This is a genomic window from Lacticaseibacillus jixianensis (genome assembly GCF_003946485.1).
In the GTDB taxonomy this organism is placed as follows: Bacteria; Bacillota; Bacilli; order Lactobacillales; family Lactobacillaceae; genus Lacticaseibacillus; species Lacticaseibacillus jixianensis.
This window is the reverse complement of record NZ_RHOJ01000006.1, coordinates 78,581-96,915: the sequence shown is the minus strand read 5'-3', so window position 1 is coordinate 96,915 and position 18,335 is coordinate 78,581. Positions and strand designations below refer to the sequence as shown.

Genomic DNA, 18,335 nt, shown 5'->3' with positions numbered 1-18,335 from the left:
TTCTTCTTCGCATTATACCTGAGATTGCGAGGCTTGAACAGGCGTCTTGCGCTTGGCCTCCTGCTGGTCAGACGTGAGGAATTCACCCACCACGTCGACGGTGTTGAGAATATCAATAAAGGCCAGCCGGTCCGCGCCCAGCGTCGCCTGCGTCAGGTCGTAAAGCTCATAGCGCGTGATGACGATCATCAGCGTTGTGTTCGGCCGGTGCAAAAAGCCCCCGCGGCTGGGGATCACCGTGATGCCGCGGATCAGCCGAGCCGACACCGCAGCCACGACCGCGTCCGGGTGCTCCGTGACGATCAGGGCGGTGATCTTCTGGTTGGAGGTGTGGATCATGTCGACAACGCGGGTCATGCAGTAGATCGAAATGATCGTGTACAGGGCGCTTTCCCATTCCAGGCCGAACCCGGCGATCAGCACGATCACGAGGTTAATGCCGAACATGAGCCAACCGACTGATCGCCGCGTGGTTTTCGCCAGGTACATCGACACGATGTCAAACCCGCCGGTGGAAAAGCCGTAGCGCAGTGCGATCCCCACTGCAGCGCCGGTCAGCACCCCGCCGAAGATCGCGTTCATCAGCGGGTTCGTCGACAGCGCGCTGACCGGTAGCAGGATGGTGAAGCCAGAAATGATCACGATGTTCAGCAAGCTAAACAGCGTAAAGCTGCGCCCCAGTTTGCGCCACCCGAGGTAGACGATCGGCAAGTTGATCAGCAGGTTGAACCACCCGGTCAGATCCCCGCTGGTCAGCTTCAGCCGGTGCAGAAAAATGGAGATCAGCTGGGCCAGCCCCGTTGCCCCACCCTGGAACACCTGCGCCGGCGTCAAGAAGAAATTCAGCGCGATTGCCGTCAACAACCCACTGACGAGTGCCACCCCTAGTTTCGTCAACGTTTCATGCGAATCAAACTTCGTGAGCTTTGCCATCGTTTTTCTGCCTACTTGTTCATAGATTGTGAACAGCTGTGCTGGGCGGCCTCTGTCGAGGCACTCCCCGCTGCCACCAATGGTACTAGAATACACGGTGACGCCCGGAAAATACAGCCTCCCAGGCCAATTTCGGGTATAATAAATGAAAACTCACGGCTCATAGCCAGCTGTTCGCCAATTGTGAACAGAGAAAGGATCTTCCTAATGACTCGGACCTCTTGTACCAGTATTTTGATCGGCAAAGCGGCCAGTGCCGATGGCAGCGTCATGATCGGCCGCAATGAAGATGCAAAGGCGGCCTGGCCGAAATTATTGGTCAGCCGGCCGGCGCAAACACGCCGCACCAAAGCCACCTTCACCTCCAAGGCCAACGCGTTCACCTGCCCGCTGCCGGCGGATGCCCAGCGGTACACCGCCACCCCGGAGTGGACCGATCAGTTCGGCCTGTTTGAAGAAGCGGGCATCAATCAGCAGGGCGTGGCGATGAGCGCGACGGAAAGCGCCTATGCCAACGCCCGAGTGCTGGCTTACGACCCGTACCCCACGGCGGGGATCCTCGAAGAGGCAATGGTGACGGTGGTGCTCCCCTACATTCGCTCGGCCAAAGAAGGCGTCCAGCGGTTGGGGCAGCTGGTCCAAGCCAGCGGCGCCGGCGAGGCCAACGGCATCTTGTTTGCCGATCACGATGAGGCCTGGTACATGGAGATCGCGACCGGCCACCACTGGGTCGCCCAGCGGCTGCCTGACGACTGCTACGCGGTGGTGGCCAACCAGCTGAGCATTCAGGAGGTCCGGCCAAATGACCCGCACTTTTTGACCAGTCCCGGCATTTTTGAATTTGCGGCCGCGTGTCACCTGTGGCGGCCAGGGACCCCGTTCATCTTCCGTGATCTCTTCGGCACGGCGACCCCGTTTGACCGCACCTATAACACCCCGCGGGTCTGGGACGGCCAGCGGCGGCTATCGCCCAGCCAGCACAATGAACCGACCGCGATGACGCTGCCGTTTGCGTTAAGGCCGGACCGCCCGCTGCAGGTGGAGGACGCGTTTCACGTGTTAAGCAGCCACTTCGAAGAGACGCCCTACGATCCGGGCGATCCCGCGGCGCAAGCGCCGCACCGGTTTCGGCCGATCAGCCTGGCGCGCACCCAGGAAAGCCACGTGCTTCAGTTGCGGCCTGGCCTGCCGCGCGAGCTGGCCGGCATTCACTGGCAGGCCATGGGCGTGGCCGCGGAGAGCCAGTTTGTCCCCTTCTTTGCGGGCACGACCGAGACGCCGGCCGATTATCAAATCGGCGCCCTGCCGCCCAGCCTGGACTCCGCATACTGGCAGTACAAGCTGGCCGGCGTGCTGATCGATGCGCACTTCTGGCACTTCCAGCACGCCCTGCAGCAGTGCCAAGCGGCGACGCACGCCAAGCTGCTGGCCAACATCGAAGCGACCGGGCGCCGCGCTTCGCAAAACGCTGATCTGAGCGCGCTTGCGACCAGTGCCAGCTTGAAGAATGCGGAGATCGCGAAAACCGCCTGGACCGCCTTCACCGCCCAGCTGCTTCAGGAGTCAACGGCGATGAGCCCGCTGAACTTTGACACTGATGAGCAGCTATAAGCAGAAACGCGATTGCGCCCAAACGTCCCAGTCGCGTTCCGTTCGGCACCGCCTAACCACGCAAACACCCCGGCACCGCGATTCAAATTCCGAATCGTGATGCCGGGGTGCTTGCGTTTTGGGTTAAAACCGCCGTATGGCCCAGCCTGTTAGATAAACGTGAACGGATCAGTGCTCAACGTCGAGGCCACCACGTGCAGCGGCCAGTTGTTGGCTTCGGCCCAGCCGATCAGCAGCGCCCGCACCTGTTCCTTCATGATGGCCTCGATGTGATGGCCCGGATCGATCACCGGCATGTGGTGCGCGAGCATGTCGTGGCCCGTGTGATAGTAAACATCCCCGGTGACAAAGACATCGGCCCCGGCCGCTTTTGCGTCCAGGTAAAACTGCCCGCCGTCGCCGCCCACCACGGCCACTGTTTGCACCGGCTGGAAGAGGTCATCGGCGACGACCCGCAGCCCGCTGAGGTTGAAGGTTTCCTTTAGGGCCTGCGCAAACTGGGCGATCGTGGTCTGCTCAGCCAGTGTGCCAATGCGGCCCATGTTCGCCTCGTCGCCGCCCGCGATAAACGGCTTGACGGCGCTCAGGTGCATGGCCGCGGCAAGCCAGTCGTTCATGCCGCCGGTGGCGCGATCCAAGTTCGTGTGCGCCGCATAAACCAGGATGTGGTGCGCCGCCAGCTGCCCGTACATCGCGTTTTGCGGATCGGCGTAGTTCAGATTCTTCGGCGCGTGGAACACCGCCGGATGGTGGGCAAAGATCATGTCGGCGTTCAGCGCGATCGCCTCATCGACCACCTCGGGCCGCACATCCAGCGTCACCAGGACCGTGTGCACGGTTTGGTTGCCGTCCCCGAGCTGAATGCCCACCGGGTCCCCTGGCACGGCCAGGCTTTGCGGGGCAAACTGTTCAAACTGGGTGATGATCTCATTTCCGGTCAGCATGTAACTCCTCCTTTAGAATCGTGAGGCGCGCCTGTTCAGCGGCGATCTTTTCTTCTGGCAGATCATGCGCGTTCGCCAGCCCCTGCAGGACCGCTTCGGTTTTCTCCACCGCCAGCGCCAGCTGCGCAAGAAACAGCGGACTGCGCTTGCGCCGCAGCACCGGGCCTAAGATCAAGTCGGCTTCGGTGTAGGGCACCTGCGGGCGGGTCTGCGCCACACTCATGAGCGGGTAGACGTGACCAGCGTCTTCGACCAGGTCCTCATCCAAAATTCCGAACTCCCTGGCGGCGAGGAACCGGCGCAGGTCCTCGGCGTCGCGGTTAGGCCCGAGGATCAGCGTCTCCGTACCATCCAGACGGGCCATGCCGGCAGTCAGGATGGCTTGGATCAGCTGGCCGCCCATCCCCGCGATGTAAATCGTGTCCAGCGCATCGGCGGCGGTGAGCCCCGCCAGCCCGTCCGCCTGGCGCACGTCAATGGTCGCGGTCAAGCCGGCCGCAGCGACGTTGGCCTTGGCAATGCCGACTGGGCCTTCTCCAATGTCGCTGGCCACCGCGTACTCGATCTGGCCGGTTTGGGCCAGGTAAATGGGTAAATAGGCGTGGTCGGTGCCGATATCGGCAATGCGCCGGCCGTCCGCGTTAAGGTCAGCAAGGTGCTGGAGCCGGGTGGAGAGATGAATGGTTGACATGAATTGCACTCCTTTGTGGTTTAGGTTCAGTATACACGAATCTGGCGACCAAAAAACGCCAGCCGCAGCTGACGTTGATCAGATTATTCCAAAAAGTCCTTGAGCTGTTTGGAGCGACTCGGGTGCCGCAACTTCCGCAGCGCCTTGGCCTCGATTTGGCGGATCCGCTCACGGGTGACCCCGAAGACCTTACCCACCTCTTCAAGGGTGCGCGTGCGGCCGTCGTCCAGCCCAAAGCGCAGGCGCAGGACGTTCTCTTCCCGGTCGGTCAGCGTGTCGAGCACGCTCTCCAGCTGCTCTTTCAGCAGCTCGTAGCTCGCGTGATCTTCCGGCGAGGTCGCGTTGTCGTCTTCGATGAAGTCGCCAAGGTGCGAATCGTCCTCTTCCCCGATTGGCGTCTCCAAGGAAACGGGTTCTTGCGCGATCTTCAGGATCTCGCGAACCTTCTCCGTCGGCATGTCCATTTCCGCCCCGATCTCTTCAGGCGTTGGTTCGCGCCCGAGGTCTTGAAGCAGCTGGCGCTGGATGCGGATCAGCTTGTTGATGGTTTCGACCATGTGGACCGGGATCCGGATAGTGCGCGCCTGATCGGCGATCGCGCGGGTGATAGCCTGGCGGATCCACCAGGTGGCGTACGTGGAGAACTTAAAGCCCTTGCGGTAGTCGAACTTCTCGACGGCCTTCATGAGCCCCATGTTCCCTTCCTGAATCAGGTCCAGGAACTGCATGCCGCGCCCAACGTACCGCTTGGCGATCGACACGACCAGCCGCAGGTTTGCTTCGGCCAGCCGCTGCTTGGCTTCCTGATCGCCTTGCTCGATCTTCAAGGCCAGATCCACTTCCTGGTCTGCGGTGAGCAGCGGCACGCGGCCGATCTCCTTCAGGTACATCCGGACCGGGTCGTTGATCTTGACGCCGGTGGGCGCCGACATATCACTGAGGGCCTTCTTGGAAACCGGCTTTTCCTTCTTCAGGCTGGCTTCGGCGGGATCACCGTTCTCATCAACGATGGAAATGCCGTTGTCTTCCAGCTGCTGCATCAGGTCATCGACCGCTTCGCTCTTCAGCGCAAACGGTTTGACGATTTGCTTGACCAGCTCCTCGTTGGTGATTGCCTTTTCTTTCTTGAAGTCCTTGATCAGCTTCTTGACCGCGGTCTCGTACTTCTTGGCCGAAGCGGCAGTTGCTGAAGTCTTGGTGGCCGCCTTCTTGGCCGGAGCCTTCTTGGTCGGAGCCTTCTTGGTGCTGGAAGCAGGCGCCTTCTTGGCCGTACGCTTGGCGGCTGGCTTTGCCTCAGTCGTCTTCTTGGTCTGTTTGTTCTCAGTCTCTTTATCAGCCATTAAAGTGCCTCCTATAGCTTATTGTCCAGTCGCGGCTTTAAACTGCCGCTGCAACCGAAGATAGTCTTCAAAATATTTGTCCGCGGCCGCCTGATCGCCCAGCTGCTGCGCCTGGTTCATGTGCTGCTTGGCGAAATCCCGCTGCTGCCTGATGCCGAGCAGGCTGACGGCCTGGATCAGGTCGCTCACGCCGTCATCGTCAAGCGCCGGCCAGGCGTCAAAATCAATCGCCGAAACCAAGGCGCTTTGCTGCTCGCCCACCGTGTCGAGAAAGCCGGCGACGGTCGGCGCCGCAGCGTCCTTCGCGTAGGCCAGCCAGGCCGCAAACAGCGCCTGGTACTGCTGATCAGGAAAGTGAAAGTCCGCCTGATGCAGGCGCCTGGCGACCCCCGGCTCGTGCCAGGTCAGCTGAAGCAGCTGCCGCTCGGCCTTCTCGAACCGATCAAAATGCGGCGCGGGCGGTGCTGGCATTGGGCCGGCGCCTTCCTCTTCTGGCGGCGGCGGGGCCGCCCCCCAGTCGGCCGGCGCGATTGGCCGCGGGGCACTAACCACCGGGAGCTGCTGGCGCAGGGTCTCGGCCGGCACCCCGGTCAGCTCGCTGACCTGGTTAAGGTACAGGCTCTGGGCAACCGGTTCGGGTTCCTGCGCGATCTCTTTAAGTGCTTCATTCACGTAGGCCAGTTTTTCCTGATCAGCACTCATGTCCCGCCCTTGCGCGAGGTAGTTGAGCCGAAAGCCGATCGGCGTCAGCGTGTGCTGCAGCTGCTTGCCAAACGCCTCTGCCCCGTGGGCCTGGATGAACTCATCCGGGTCCTGGCCGGCTGGCAGTACCACCACGCCCACCTGGAGCTGCGGATGGTCGCGCACCAGCGCCAGCGCCCGGTCTGCCGCATGCTGGCCGGGGGCATCCCCGTCGTAGCAAATCGTCAGCCGCTTGGTCTGTCTGCTAATGATCCCGACCTGGTCTTGAGTCAGGCTCGTGCCCATCGACGCGATCCCGTTTAGCACCCCGGCTTGGAACGCCGAGATGACATCCATAAAGCCCTCAAACAACAAGGCGCCATTTTCTTTAAAGGTGCCCTTGGCCTGATCAAGGTTGAACAGCACATCCCGCTTGTTGAACAGCGCCGTTTCTGGACTGTTCAAGTACTTGGCCTGGCTCGCCTCCTTGGTCAGCACCCGGCCCGAAAAGCCGATAATGTCACCATAGGCATCTTTGAGCGGGAACATGACCCGATCGTTGAACCGATCAAACAAGTGGCCCTGGTCGTCCTCAACGAACAGCCCGCTGGCCCGCTCCTCGTCGTAGGTGGCCCCCCGACTGTCGAGAAACTTCTTGACCAAGCTGCGATCCGCCGGGACATAGCCAACGTCAAAGTGATCGATCGTCGCTTGGCTCAGGTTGCGGCCGGTGAGGTAGCTCAGGGCCGCCTCCCCGCCCTTGGTGTTGACCAGCAGGTGGTGCATCATCGCGGCAGTTTCCTTGAGCAGCTGCTTTTGCCGCACGACGGCCGGGTCTTCCTGGCGCCGCGTCGGCGTCACGTCAACGCCTAGCGGAATGTGGGCAAATTCGGCGACCTTGGCGACGGCCTCTGGAAAGGTCACATGATCATACTCCTGCACGAACTTGAAGACGTTGCCGCCGCGGCCGCAGGAAAAGCACTGAAAGATCTGCTTGCTTTCGGAAACCGAAAACGACGGCGTCTTTTCCGTCTGGAACGGGCACAATCCGAACAGGTTCTGACCTTGTTTGCGAAGGGCCACATACTGGCCAATGTAATCAGCAATGTTGACCGTCGAGCGCACTTGATCGATCACTTCTGTCGGGATCCGAGCCATTCGCAAACCTCCCTTTAATAGCGGTAAAAAGTCGCACTTCAAGGTGAAATGCGACTTCGTTTTTGCCGTTTTCTACAGACTAATACAAGCTATATTATACCGACGCGCTTGCCGAATTGCAAGCTACTTGACGATGACCGCCGTCACGTCGCCAAACTGGTGGATCAGGGCGGCCAGCCCGGTCAGCTCGGCCATGCGATTCGTCCGCACCGCCTGGTCATCGGCCATGATCATGGTTTCCGTGAAGTAATCGGTGATCACCGGCGTCAGGCCCCGCAAGGCCTGATAGTTCGCCTCGCTGGGCTGGGAATTAAAGCGCGTTTTCACCGCGGCCACCGCGTCGTGGAGTGCCTTTTCAGTGCTATTTTCAAACAGGGCAGCGTCGACGGCGACGTGCTGAGGATCCTTGTCCGCGATGCGGACGACGCGCCCGAGGGCCTCCATGGTCAGCTTGAAGTCGGCATCGTCTTGGTGCGCGGTGAGGATCTTGGCCGCGTCGATCATGGCTTCCACGTCGACGGTTGGCGCGTTCTGCACCGCGTCCAGGATGTCGTGGCGGATCTTGCCGGTGCCCAGCAGCTGCGCGACCCGGTCCCGGAAAAAGTCGGCAACCGCGCCTTGATGCTTCTCCCAGTCCAGGCCGGCAAGCTGGCCCTGTTGCCCCAGCGCGGCGACGATCTGCTGCTGCAGCGCCATCACGTTAAAGCCCCAGTGATGCGCGGCGACCATGCGGACGATCCCGTAGGCCCCCCGCCGCAGGGCGTAGGGGTCATTCGAGCCCGTTGGGATCAAGTCGACCGCAAAGAAGCTCATGACCGAGTCCAGTTTATCCGCAATGGCGAGCAGCGTCCCGATCGTCGACTCAGGCAGCGCGCCGTCTGCAGAAATCGGTTCGTAGTGCTCGCGGATCGCCTGGGCGACCGCTGGGTCTTCCCCGGCCAGGTTGGCGTAAACTTCGCCCATCACCCCTTGCAGCTCGGCAAACTCGCCGACCATCGCGGAGACGAGGTCGAACTTGTAGATGGCAGCGGCCCGCAGCAGCTTGGCTTTGGCCTTGTCGTCCAGCCCGACCGCATCGGCGAGCAGGCCGGCGATCGTGCCGACCCGCGCCATTTTTTCGGCCATCGAGCCGATCTTATCGTGGAAGCTGACGGTCTTCAGGCGCTCAACGAATTGGGCGATCGTCTTCTTCTGGTCTTCCGCGTAGAAGAAGGCCGCGTCCTCCAGCCGCGCCGTCAGGACCTTCACGTTCCCGGCGATCACGTTCTCAAGGTGCTCGGCGTTCCCGTTTCTGACCCCGATAAAGGCGTTGACCAGTTTGCCCGCCTGGTCACGGGCGTAAAAGTAGCGCTGGTTGTCCTTCATCGACGTGATCAACACCGCCTCGGGGATCGCGAGGTACTTCTCATCGAAGCGGCCGGCAAAAGCGGTCGGCCACTCGACCAAATTGTTGACCTCTTCTAGCAGGTCAGCATCCAGGTCGATATGCCACCCCTGATCGGCGGCGATCTGCGCGATCTGGGTGCGGATCAGCTCCTTACGTTCGTGCGCGTCGACCAACACCTTCTCGCTGCGCAGTGCTTCGACGTAATCGCTGGCTTGCTTGAGGTCAACGGCGTGGCCCAGGAAGCGGTGCCCCTGGGTGCGGCGACCGGCCTGCACGTCCAGCAGCTGCATCGGGATGATCTGGTCGTCAAGCAGGGACACCAGCCAGTGGATCGGCCGAATGTACTCGAAGTCGTAACTGCCCCACTTCATGCGGGTCGGGAACGTCAACCCCTTGACCACGTCGATCAGGCCGGGCAGGATCGCAGCGGCGGGCTTGCCCGCGGTCTGCTTGTGCAGGTAGACGTATTCGACTCCTTTCAGCTCACGGAACTGAATGTCATCGACGGTCATGCCTTGGCCGCGGGTGAACCCGATCGCGGCCTTGCTCCAGTTGCCTGCCGCGTCTTGGGCGATTTTCTTGGCCGGGCCCTTGACGTCCTCTTCAGTGTCGGCCTGCTTGGCGGCCAGCCCCTGCACTTCGATCGTCAGCCGCCGCGGGGTCGAGTAAGTCTTGATCTGATCAAAATCCAGGTGATTGTCCTTGAGAAACTGGCTCGCCTTTTGCGCGAACTGGTTGACGCTTGGCGTCACCACGTGCGCGGGCATGTCCTCGAGCCCAATTTCTAATAAGTATGTGGCCATTAGTCTGCCTCCTCCATTTGGTGCTTGAGCAGCGGGAAGCCCAGCTTCTTGCGCTCTTCAACAAACGCCTTTGCGACCTTGTGCGCCATCTTGCGGATCCGGCTCAGGTAGCCGGCACGCTCAGTCACCGACACGACGCCGCGCGCATCAAGCAAGTTAAAGGTGTGGCTGCACTTCAAGATGTAGTCGTAGGCCGGGTGAACCAAGCCCAGGTCCATCAGCCGCCATGCTTCCTTCTCGTACGCATCAAAGAACTTCAGCAGCATGTCCTGGTCGGATTCTTCAAAGGAGTACTTGGAATGCTCGTATTCGGGCTCCTTGAAAATATCGCCGTACAGCACCCCGTCGCCCCATTCCAGGTCGAACACGGAGTTCACATTCTGGATGTAAGACGCCAGCCGTTCGACCCCATAAGTGATTTCGCTAGTGACCGGTGAAACGGCCAACCCGCCGACCACCTGGAAGTAGGTGAACTGGCTGACTTCCATACCGTCCAGCCAGACTTCCCAACCAACCCCGGCGCAGCCCATAGAAGGATTCTCCCAGTTGTCTTCAACGAAGCGGATGTCGTGCTCTAGCGGATCGAGGTCAAGCGCTCGCAGAGAATCCAGGTAGTACTCCTGGATGTTCGCTGGCGACGGCTTCATCACGACCTGGAACTGGTGGTGTTGATACAGCCGGTTCGGGTTTTCCCCGTAGCGGCCGTCAGCCGGCCGACGGGAGGGCTCCACGTAGGCCGCCGCCCACGGCTCTGGCCCGATCGCCCGCAGGAAGGTGTAAGGACTCATCGTCCCCGCCCCTTTCTCCGTATCATAGGCTTGCATCAGCATGCAGCCCTTGTCCGCCCAGAAGTTTTGCAGCGTTTGGATCATCTTCTGGACACTCATCTTCTCTGTCATGATTTCCTCTTTTCTGGTCATGAAAAAAAGCGCCCCTATGCCAAAATCAGCATAGGGACGCTTCCGCGCGGTTCCACCCTACTTCAAGTCAGAGACTTGCCCTTACTTAAACATGGCTCGAAAACGCCCGCTGCAAGGCGACCGGCAAGGCTCCCACTACCCCTTACTCGCTAAACGGCACAAGGCCCGCAACGCTTTTTCTCATCACCGATTTAATTAAATTAAGTATAGCACGGCTGAAAACCCGGTCAAGCGCTCGCGCCATTAATACTTGCGCAGTTGCGGCGGCCGGTAGCTGGCAATGAAGGGGGCAAGGGCGGCCAAGTCGGCCGTGAACAGCAGCTTTTGCCGGTCCGCCGCGGTCAAAAAGCCTGCCGCCACCATGTGATCGTAAAACGCCGCCAGCAGGTCGTAGTAATGCGCGACGTTGTAAAACGCACACGGGCTGGCATTGTCGCCAACGCGCGCCCACGAGAAGGCCTCGCTGATCTCCTCCAGCGTGCCGGCACCGCCAGGCAAGGCCAGGCAAACATCCGCGAGTTCTAGCATGCGCTTCTTGCGCGCCGCCATGTCGGCAACGATTTCTAGGTGCGGCAGCGCAGGCAGCGCCGCCCCCCGCTCGTAGAGGTTCGCCGGCATGACCCCGTACACCGTACCGCCGGCGGCCAGCACCGTTTGGCCCAGCGTCTTCATCAGCCCGACCCCGCCGCCGCCATAAACCAGCGCGTAGCCGTGGGCGACGAGCCACTCGCCCACTTGCCGGGCCGCCTGGTCATACCCCGGCTGGCCGGAATAAGCGCCGCAGTACACCGCAATTTTCTTCATGGTCTCACCTCTGCCGCAAGAATACCACAAAACCCGCAACCAATAACGGCTGCGGGTCTGGCATTTATTTGGCTTGATCTGGCGCGCGGTGTTCGCGGGCCTGATGCCACTCGGTCAAGCTGACCAAAGCAGACATCGCGATTGGCAGCAGGATCACCAGCAGCACAAGCCCAATGATCACGCCCAGTGCGACTTGGATCAGGGTCGTGACGCCGCTTGGCATCAGGGCGGCAAACGTGCCGCCGAGAATGACTGCCGCAGACAGGACGACCGTGCCAATGGTGGTGGCCGCCTTGAGCATCCGCAGTTTCACGTCAGGCTCGGCGCGGCCGTCGCGGAAGCGGATCATCAAGAAGATGCTGTAGTCCACCCCAAGTGCCATCAGCATGATGAAGGTGAAAAACGGAGTGTTCCAGCTCAGCAGCGGCCGGCCAAGCACCAGTTTGGACAGCAGCCGGGTAATGCCCATCGAGGTGACGTAGGCCGTCACCAGGGTGCCCATGATCGTCAGCGGCTGCAGCACTGATTCCGTGACCACGATCAAGGCGATGAAGATCCCAATCACCATGATCGAGGCCGTGCGCAGGAAATCACCGTTGGCGAGGCTGCGCAGGTCGTGGTTCTGGGCCGTTTGCCCGCCGATCGCCACCTTCGCTGAGGCCAGCGAACCGTGCTTGACCTCGGCTTTCAGGTCGCGGTTTAACTCGCCGAACTGCTTATCCGCCAGATCCGAGTTCGGGTCGCCTTTAAAGACAACGGTCATCGTCGTGATCTTGCGGTGGTCGGCCATGTACGCGTTCAAGGCGGGCCTGAATGCCTTGGCCTTGATGGCGGTCTGAGGAAGATAGAACTGATTCCCCATGTATGAGCCCTTCATCTGCGTGAGGTAATCATCCATCGAGGCTGATCCCGACTTCAGCGCGGTTAGGCCGGCGGAAGCGGAGCCGAGGCCGGACTCAAGCTTAGTGAGTTGACTGCTCATTTGGGTGAGCTTGGCGCTCAGCTGCTGGACCCCCGCGTTGACCTGCTTGCTGCCGCTGGCCAGCTGCCCGGCGCCACTGGTCAGCGCGCCACTCTTAGCGGCCAGCTGACTTGTCCCTGCGGCCAGCGTGGCCGCGCCTTGAGCCGTTTGGCCCGCGCCAGTGGCCAGGGCATCGATCCCACTGGTGGCCTGCTTGGTGCCCCCAGCTAAAGCAGCCAGGCTGGCCGCCAATTTCTGCGTGCCTTGATCGACTTGGCCTGTGCCCGCGCTTAGGCGGTTGGCGCCGTTAGCCAGCGCCGCCGCGCCAGCGTTAAGCTTAGGCACGTTGCTGCCCGCGGCGGTCATGCCACTGTTCAGCGCCGCCGCACCCTGCGTGATCTGGCTCAGCCCGGCGGTCAGCCCCTGAACGGCCTGGCTGGCCTGGGCACCCATGGCTTTGCCCATGCCTGGCTGCTGATTCAGATACGCGATCAACGCTTTGGCTTCCGCCTGGTAGGCGGTCAGCTGCTTTTGGAGCTGGCCGAGCGTCGGTGCCATTTTAGCCTGGCTCGCTTGCAAACCGGTGATGCCCTCGTTAAGCGCCCCGGTGCCGGCTTGCAGCTGGCCAGCCGCCGCACTCAGCTTGGCCGTGTTCTTGCTAACGGCCGCCGTGCCTTGCGCCAACTGCTGCGCACCGCTGACGGCCTGACCGGCACCGCTAGCAAGGCGGCCGGCGCCAAGGTCCAGCGTCTGGGCCCCGGCTTGCAGCTGGCCGGTTGCGCCGCTCAACTGCTGCGCGCCGCGGTTGGCCTGCGCCACCCCAGCGGTGTAGGCGGTCAGACCAGACTGCATCTGGCTCATGCTGCGCTGGAGCTGATCGGTACCGTTAGCCAACTTGGTGACCTGGCCGACACCGCCCGCGATATCCTGGGCCTTGAGCTGCCGGTTGGCACCGCTCAGGCCCGCCTTGATCGTCGTCAGCCCCTTTTCAGAGGCCTTGAGTCCGTCCGTGATGGTCGTCAGCTGCGACCGCAAGTACATCTGATCCAGCTTGTTGCCGCCAGGTTCGGTCACAGACGCGACCGTCTTGACGCCGGGCTCTTTTTGCAGATACTGCGTCAGGTGGTCGATCGCGGCCAGCTTGGCCGGGGTGTCGAGGGGTGTTTTGCTCTGGATATAAACCGTCGCAGGCGCGGTCATCCCCTTGGAGAAATGATCTTCGATCACGAGGTAGCCTTGCTTGGACTGATAGGTGCTCGGCACTTCTTCGGCGTTGTTGAAGCTCTCCGACACCTGCATCATCGCGAGCGTGAACGGCACCGCCAGCACGACCAACCCCGCCAGCCACAGTGCGGGCTTGCTCATCGAAGCGCGAGAAAGTCCGTACCAAAGCTTGCTGGCGCTCTCGCCGCCATTGAGCTTGCTTGGCCAAAACATCTTCTCGCCCAGCGTGGCCATGAAGAACATGTTCAAGGACAGCAGCACCGGCAGCAGGATCAAGACCCCGATTGCCACCGCCGAAGCACTTTGATAGAAGGAAAACTTCGCCAGCCAGAGGACGGAGAAGCCAATCAGGACGGAGACGCCAGAGTACAAAACGGTGCGGCCGCCGTGCCGGCGGGTCTCGCGCGTCGCCTCAAGCGCAGTTTTCCCCTTCGCCAGTTCGCTCTTGAAATAGTCGTACAGCAAAATATTGTAGTCGGTGCCGATCCCAAACAGCACGATGACCATGAAGACCTGCGTGAAGTTGGAGATCGGGAAGTTCAAATGCGCGGCGAGGTTCATCACGATGCTGAGGCTGGTGATGAACGCGACGCCGACGTTAAGCAGCGACAGGATCGGCACGATTGGTGAGCGAAAGACGATAATCAGCACGATGAAAATGAAGACGATCGCGATCACTTCGGTCTTTTGGATGCCCTTTTCCGTCACGTTGGTAAAGTCGTCGTTCAGCGCGTCCGCACCGGTCACGTACGTCTTCACGCCTTTAACGGCCAGCTGACTGCGCAGCTTCTGCACCTGCGTCTTGACTAGCGCCCCTTCGCGCACCGTGATCTGCGCCAGCTGAGTCGACTTGTCCTTGGCGATCAGCTGCTTGCGCGTTTGGGCGTTATCGTTGGGCCGCATGATGGCCGTGATGTGCAGCCCTTGTTCGCTCTTCACCTGGTGCAGCCGGCGGTCAATCAGGCGCGTTTGCGCGTGGGTGAGCCGGTGATCACCGTTGGCAAAAACCGCGGTGTAGGTCCGCACGGGCTTGCCGTTCGCCTTTTTTTGAATGCGCGTGGCCACTTGGCTTTGCACGTCGCTGGGGAGCTTAACGGCCCCATTGTCCCGCACCAGTGCGTTAACATCTGGCATGAACACGATCGCCAGCACGACCACAATGAACCACGTGACCGCCGCCATCCCATGCTGCTGCATAAATTTCTTCATGTGAATCCCCTCACTCACTTGACTACTTTTAGACACTTGTCAAACGTTCATTGCCATGATAAAGTACAGGCATAGAAGCGGCAAGGGACAATGGATGGGCGATTGTCCTGATTTGGACATCTTGTGAAAAGTGTCTAAGAAATAAGCTGGAGGAGAATATGAAAATGAAGTATGATCCGGATCAGAAAATCACGCGCGGTGCAAAGCGCACACTGTTAGCGTTTTCAGAAACAATGCTGACCCTGCTGGGTGAAAAGCCTTTTGAGAAGATCAGTGTCAATGAGGTTTGCCAGGTCGCCGACTACCCGCGCGCGACCTTTTACAACTATTTTGACGATAAGTACGACCTTCTCACCTACTGCTGGTTCCGGATGCGCAAGGAAGTCCACCTTGATTCCCTGTCCCAGGCCAAAAGCAGTGACAGCTTCCTCGAGGCCTTCGCCCAGATCTACAACCTGTTCGACGCGCACCGCGAGCTGCTGGTCAAAGTCGTGGCCCACAACCCGCTTGATTCGCAGCTGGTCTTCAACTTCACCAACTACTTCACCAGAGTGTTTTCCAGCCTGCTGGCCGCCAGTGCGAGGCCGCGGCGGCTGAAGACGCCGGTTGAGCTCGTTGCCCAGCACTACAGTATGACCGTGCTCTCGATCCTGGAGTGGATCTTCCTGGCGGGCCACCACGTCGACCTGCAAACCGCGGAAAGCTACGCGCAGGAGCTGCTGGCGCCCTCGACGACCAAAGCCTTGTCGTAACTGAGACCGCTTTGTCTCACCCGCCGCCCGCGGGGCTGTCCGCACCGCCTGGGCCAAAAAGCGCTGCCACCGCCCGCTTTGCTGAGAAGCGGGCGGCGGCAGCGCTTTTTTGAGTTGTAAACGAACTTGATGGCCTGTTTTAGCCAATGAGGTCCGGTAAGCCGCCGGCCAGCACGCGGTCAATGGCCTTAAGCACGCCGCGCTCCTGATTGCTGGCGGTCTGATACTTGCCGTACTGCCACATGTTGGCGGTGGCATTAGCAACCAGGACGGGATAGCCGACGGTCTTCATCATTTCGATGTCGTTGTTGGTATCGCCGAACGCCATCATCTCCGCCGGCGCGATGCCCAACACTTCACCCAGCTGCTTGAGGCCGTTGCCCTTGTTAGTGGTTTTTGGCATGATGTCGATGAACGCCGGCCCGCCCACCGTCAGTGCCAGCTCCTTGCCAAAGCGCGGCTGGTAAACCGGCGCCAGGGCCGCGTACGCCCCTTCGTGGGGGAAGTAAAGCGACAGCTTGGCCAGCGGCGCCGCTGGATGGGCCAGGTCAGCGGCGATTTTAAACCGGGTGATGAAGCTGCTGAGGGCCGGCTGGTACTGACGCTCGCTTTGATCGAGGTAGGTCGCGGCCAATCCGTTGCCGATCGCAATGGCATTCGGCTGGGTCCGGACAAAGCCCACGATGTCTGCCACCTGGGCGGGCGTCAAATAGGTCGCGCCGACCACCTGACCGGCCCGTTTCAGGACGCCGCCGTTTTCCGCCAGGAAGCTCATCTGGTCTTTGACTGGGGCAAACAAGTCCTCGAGTGTGTAAACGCCGCGGCCGCTGGCGGCGACGAATTCGATCCCCGCTTCGTGCAGCGCCCGAATGCGCGCAAAGGTACCATCCGGAATCGTGCTGTCATCCAAAAGCAGCGTTCGGTCCAAGTCAGTTGCGATCAGCTTAATTGGTTTCATACTTCTATCCTCCTTTGATTGCAAGGCGGCCGTGGCCTTCAAGCAGGCAGCCTAGCACCTGCCCCACGCCGTCTTCGGCATTGGGCGGGGCGATCAGCGCGGTTTGCGCAGCAAGCGCGGGGTCCCCGTCTTGCATCCGCATGCCGACCCCGGCCAGCCGCAGCATCCCGGCATCATTTTGGGCATCGCCAAACGCCAGCACGGCGCTCAGCGGCACCGCAAGCTCATGGCAAAGCGTGGTCAGCGCCGCCGCTTTGTCGACCGCCGCCGCCGTGATGCCAAGGGCGTTGGCCTCCCCGGCCGTGATCTGCACCGCGGCGCCCATCTTGGCCTCAAGGGTGGCCTGCACCAGCCGCCGGCGCACCGGTGGCACCAGCAGCGTCACCTTGGTCACATCGGTCAGCTGGGTGAAGCGCGGCACCACCCGCACCACGCGGAAAAACTGCCGCAACTCGGCGACCCGCGCTGCGTCCCCATCGAGGACCTCCACCTGCCACAGTCGGCACAGGACTGGCACCGCCGCTGCCGCACTGGCCGCGGCCAGCAGCGCCTGCACCTGATTTGCGGCGAGCAATCGGGCCTGGGCGGGCCGTCCGGCGTGGGCGATCACAGCGCCGTTAGCCGCCACTAGCCACGCCTGGTTGGGAAACAGCGCCTGCATGGTGGGCAAATCGCGGCCGCTGATCGGCACAAAGGGGATGCCCAGCGCCGCCAACGCCGCCAGCCGCGACATTGTGGCCCGTGGCACCCGGCCTTTTGCGTCCAGCAGGGTGTGGTCCAGGTCACTGGCAATGAGTTGAATCCGCCGAGTTTCCATCCGCGGCCTCAGTTAAAGTGGTAAATGCGCTGGAGCACCTTGTAAAAGTCAACGCTGGTGCGCCGGCCCAGCCAGCCCGGCAAGTTAACGGCGCACCCCACGACGCTGGTGCGCGCCAGACGGTAAAAGTGCGGTGCGGTCATGCGCATGTAGCGCCATAGGTTCGCCTTTTTGGCCAGCGCCGCCGGGGTGCCGGCCCGCAGCAGCAAAATGGACGAGATCCCCGTAACGATTTCCGTGTACCGCGCCATGTAGCGGTAGAGATGCGGCTCCAGGCCCTGGCGCTCGGCCACGACCTTGATCATGCGCCGATTCACGGCCAGCTGCTCATCGATGCGCTTGATCATCACCGACTCGTGCACCGACTGGTCGGGCCGCCCAATGTAGTAATGGTAAAGATCCACGTCCAGGTAGTAGAGCCGCTTGGTGTGCGGCAGCGGCTCCAGCGCGAAGAGGTTATCGACGTAAAAGGTGTGGGTCGGCAGCTGCAGCGGCAAATCGCGGAGCACTTGGGTGCGGTAGATCAGGGCATGCATCAGCAGGTACGTGCCAACTGGCAGTCGCACCTCGTCCCACCCAAAGACGCGGTTCTGCGGCAGGCCGTGGCGGTACCGCGTCACTTTTTGGTGCTTGGCGCCGACCTTGTCGTAAATGTAGTTGCTGATGAACAAGTCGACTGGCGCCGGCAGCTGCGAGAGGGTCGCCAGCACCTGATGGAGCGCCCCTTCGTCCAGCCAATCGTCGGCGTCGACCACCTTGAGGTAACGGCCGCTGGCGACTTTTAGCCCGGCGTTGATCGCGCCGCCGTGGCCGGCGTTCGCCTGGTGCACAACCACCACTTGCGCGGGGTAGCTGCGCGCAAACTCGTCCGCCACAGCAGCGGTCGCATCGGTTGAGCCGTCATCGACCAAGATGACTTCAACCGCCGGCCCCCCGGCAAGCAGTGACGTGACCGCGCGCTTCATGTAAGCAGCCGCATTATAGCAAGGAACGATGATACTCAGTGTCTTCAAAACCCGTACCCACTTTCCAACTCAGATAATCACTTATCCCATCATAATATAGTTTGGCCAGACCCGCACCCTGAATTGACCGGGCCCAGTCGCCAGTGGGAACATGGCTGGCGATGCAAAAGGCCTTGC

The 18,335-nt window shown here is 61.2% G+C and carries 14 protein-coding genes; 2 read left to right on the top strand and 12 right to left on the bottom strand.

Going from position 1 to position 18,335, the window contains the following annotated elements; translation table 11 throughout:
• Window positions 1–12 precede the first annotated feature (12 nt).
• Window positions 13–933: a YitT family protein gene (locus tag EKM85_RS04425; RefSeq protein WP_125585059.1), complete on the bottom strand. Its 921-nt coding sequence runs from the start codon at window positions 931–933 to the stop codon at window positions 13–15.
• A 207-nt stretch (window positions 934–1,140) separates the two neighbouring features.
• On the opposite strand from EKM85_RS04425, the gene EKM85_RS04420 reads away from it, so the two are divergent.
• Window positions 1,141–2,544: a C69 family dipeptidase gene (locus EKM85_RS04420; protein WP_125585058.1), complete on the top strand. Its 1,404-nt coding sequence runs from the start codon at window positions 1,141–1,143 to the stop codon at window positions 2,542–2,544.
• A 149-nt stretch (window positions 2,545–2,693) separates the two neighbouring features.
• On the opposite strand, the gene EKM85_RS04415 is transcribed toward EKM85_RS04420, so the two are convergent.
• The 8 genes from EKM85_RS04415 to EKM85_RS04380 all read right to left on the bottom strand — a co-directional run bounded on the left by EKM85_RS04415 (window position 2,694) and on the right by EKM85_RS04380 (window position 14,666).
• Window positions 2,694–3,488, bottom strand: coding sequence for a Nif3-like dinuclear metal center hexameric protein (locus EKM85_RS04415; protein ID WP_125585057.1), 795 nt, complete (start codon window positions 3,486–3,488; stop codon window positions 2,694–2,696).
• Window positions 3,472–4,179, bottom strand: coding sequence for a tRNA (adenine(22)-N(1))-methyltransferase (locus tag EKM85_RS04410; RefSeq protein WP_125585056.1), 708 nt, complete (start codon window positions 4,177–4,179; stop codon window positions 3,472–3,474). Before EKM85_RS04410 ends, EKM85_RS04415 begins: the two co-directional genes overlap by 17 nt.
• An 83-nt stretch (window positions 4,180–4,262) precedes the next feature.
• Window positions 4,263–5,519 (bottom strand): RNA polymerase sigma factor RpoD, encoded by a 1,257-nt coding sequence (gene rpoD / locus EKM85_RS04405; protein ID WP_125585055.1) that lies wholly within the window; start codon window positions 5,517–5,519, stop codon window positions 4,263–4,265.
• 18 nt (window positions 5,520–5,537) lie between these two features.
• Window positions 5,538–7,358 carry a DNA primase gene (gene dnaG / locus EKM85_RS04400; RefSeq protein ID WP_125585054.1) on the bottom strand — a complete coding sequence of 607 codons (1,821 nt, stop codon included), beginning with the start codon at window positions 7,356–7,358 and terminating at the stop codon, window positions 5,538–5,540.
• 123 nt (window positions 7,359–7,481) lie between these two features.
• Complete coding sequence (gene glyS, locus EKM85_RS04395) at window positions 7,482–9,548, bottom strand: glycine--tRNA ligase subunit beta (protein WP_125585053.1); 2,067 nt, start codon at window positions 9,546–9,548, stop codon at window positions 7,482–7,484.
• Window positions 9,548–10,447, bottom strand: a complete 900-nt coding sequence (gene glyQ / locus EKM85_RS04390) for a glycine--tRNA ligase subunit alpha (RefSeq protein WP_125585052.1) — start codon at window positions 10,445–10,447, stop codon at window positions 9,548–9,550. The genes glyS and glyQ overlap by 1 nt, the downstream gene beginning before the upstream one ends.
• A 264-nt stretch (window positions 10,448–10,711) precedes the next feature.
• Window positions 10,712–11,272: an LOG family protein gene (locus EKM85_RS04385; RefSeq protein WP_125585051.1), complete on the bottom strand. Its 561-nt coding sequence runs from the start codon at window positions 11,270–11,272 to the stop codon at window positions 10,712–10,714.
• A 64-nt stretch (window positions 11,273–11,336) separates the two neighbouring features.
• Window positions 11,337–14,666 (bottom strand): MMPL family transporter, encoded by a 3,330-nt coding sequence (locus EKM85_RS04380; protein ID WP_125585050.1) that lies wholly within the window; start codon window positions 14,664–14,666, stop codon window positions 11,337–11,339.
• 158 nt (window positions 14,667–14,824) lie between these two features.
• On the opposite strand from EKM85_RS04380, the gene EKM85_RS04375 reads away from it, so the two are divergent.
• Window positions 14,825–15,418, top strand: a complete 594-nt coding sequence (locus EKM85_RS04375) for a TetR/AcrR family transcriptional regulator (RefSeq protein ID WP_125585049.1) — start codon at window positions 14,825–14,827, stop codon at window positions 15,416–15,418.
• 139 nt (window positions 15,419–15,557) lie between these two features.
• Here EKM85_RS04375 and EKM85_RS04370 read toward each other — a convergent pair whose 3' ends face one another.
• Genes EKM85_RS04370 through EKM85_RS04360 form a run of 3 tightly spaced genes read right to left on the bottom strand, consistent with a single transcriptional unit; the run spans window position 15,558 to window position 18,206 of the window.
• Entirely contained in the window at window positions 15,558–16,376 is an 819-nt protein-coding gene (locus EKM85_RS04370; RefSeq protein ID WP_125585048.1) for an HAD-IIB family hydrolase, read from the bottom strand.
• A gap of 4 nt (window positions 16,377–16,380) precedes the next feature.
• On the bottom strand, window positions 16,381–17,193 hold the full coding sequence (locus EKM85_RS04365) for an HAD family hydrolase (RefSeq protein WP_125585047.1): 813 nt from the start codon (window positions 17,191–17,193) through the stop codon (window positions 16,381–16,383).
• Window positions 17,194–17,201: 8 nt separating this feature from the next.
• On the bottom strand, window positions 17,202–18,206 hold the full coding sequence (locus EKM85_RS04360) for a glycosyltransferase family 2 protein (RefSeq protein ID WP_125585046.1): 1,005 nt from the start codon (window positions 18,204–18,206) through the stop codon (window positions 17,202–17,204).
• Window positions 18,207–18,335 lie beyond the last annotated feature (129 nt).

Coding starts and splice junctions, on each gene's coding strand:
- EKM85_RS04425 (WP_125585059.1), bottom strand. CDS start 933: ATGGCAAAGCTCACGAAGTTTGATTCGCATGAAACGTTGACGAAACTA.
- glyQ (WP_125585052.1), bottom strand. CDS start 10,447: ATGACAGAGAAGATGAGTGTCCAGAAGATGATCCAAACGCTGCAAAAC.
- dnaG (WP_125585054.1), bottom strand. CDS start 7,358: ATGGCTCGGATCCCGACAGAAGTGATCGATCAAGTGCGCTCGACGGTC.
- glyS (WP_125585053.1), bottom strand. CDS start 9,548: ATGGCCACATACTTATTAGAAATTGGGCTCGAGGACATGCCCGCGCAC.
- EKM85_RS04410 (WP_125585056.1), bottom strand. CDS start 4,179: ATGTCAACCATTCATCTCTCCACCCGGCTCCAGCACCTTGCTGACCTT.
- EKM85_RS04420 (WP_125585058.1), top strand. CDS start 1,141: ATGACTCGGACCTCTTGTACCAGTATTTTGATCGGCAAAGCGGCCAGT.
- EKM85_RS04415 (WP_125585057.1), bottom strand. CDS start 3,488: ATGCTGACCGGAAATGAGATCATCACCCAGTTTGAACAGTTTGCCCCG.
- EKM85_RS04380 (WP_125585050.1), bottom strand. CDS start 14,666: ATGAAGAAATTTATGCAGCAGCATGGGATGGCGGCGGTCACGTGGTTC.
- EKM85_RS04375 (WP_125585049.1), top strand. CDS start 14,825: ATGAAAATGAAGTATGATCCGGATCAGAAAATCACGCGCGGTGCAAAG.
- rpoD (WP_125585055.1), bottom strand. CDS start 5,519: ATGGCTGATAAAGAGACTGAGAACAAACAGACCAAGAAGACGACTGAG.
- EKM85_RS04370 (WP_125585048.1), bottom strand. CDS start 16,376: ATGAAACCAATTAAGCTGATCGCAACTGACTTGGACCGAACGCTGCTT.
- EKM85_RS04385 (WP_125585051.1), bottom strand. CDS start 11,272: ATGAAGAAAATTGCGGTGTACTGCGGCGCTTATTCCGGCCAGCCGGGG.
- EKM85_RS04365 (WP_125585047.1), bottom strand. CDS start 17,193: ATGGAAACTCGGCGGATTCAACTCATTGCCAGTGACCTGGACCACACC.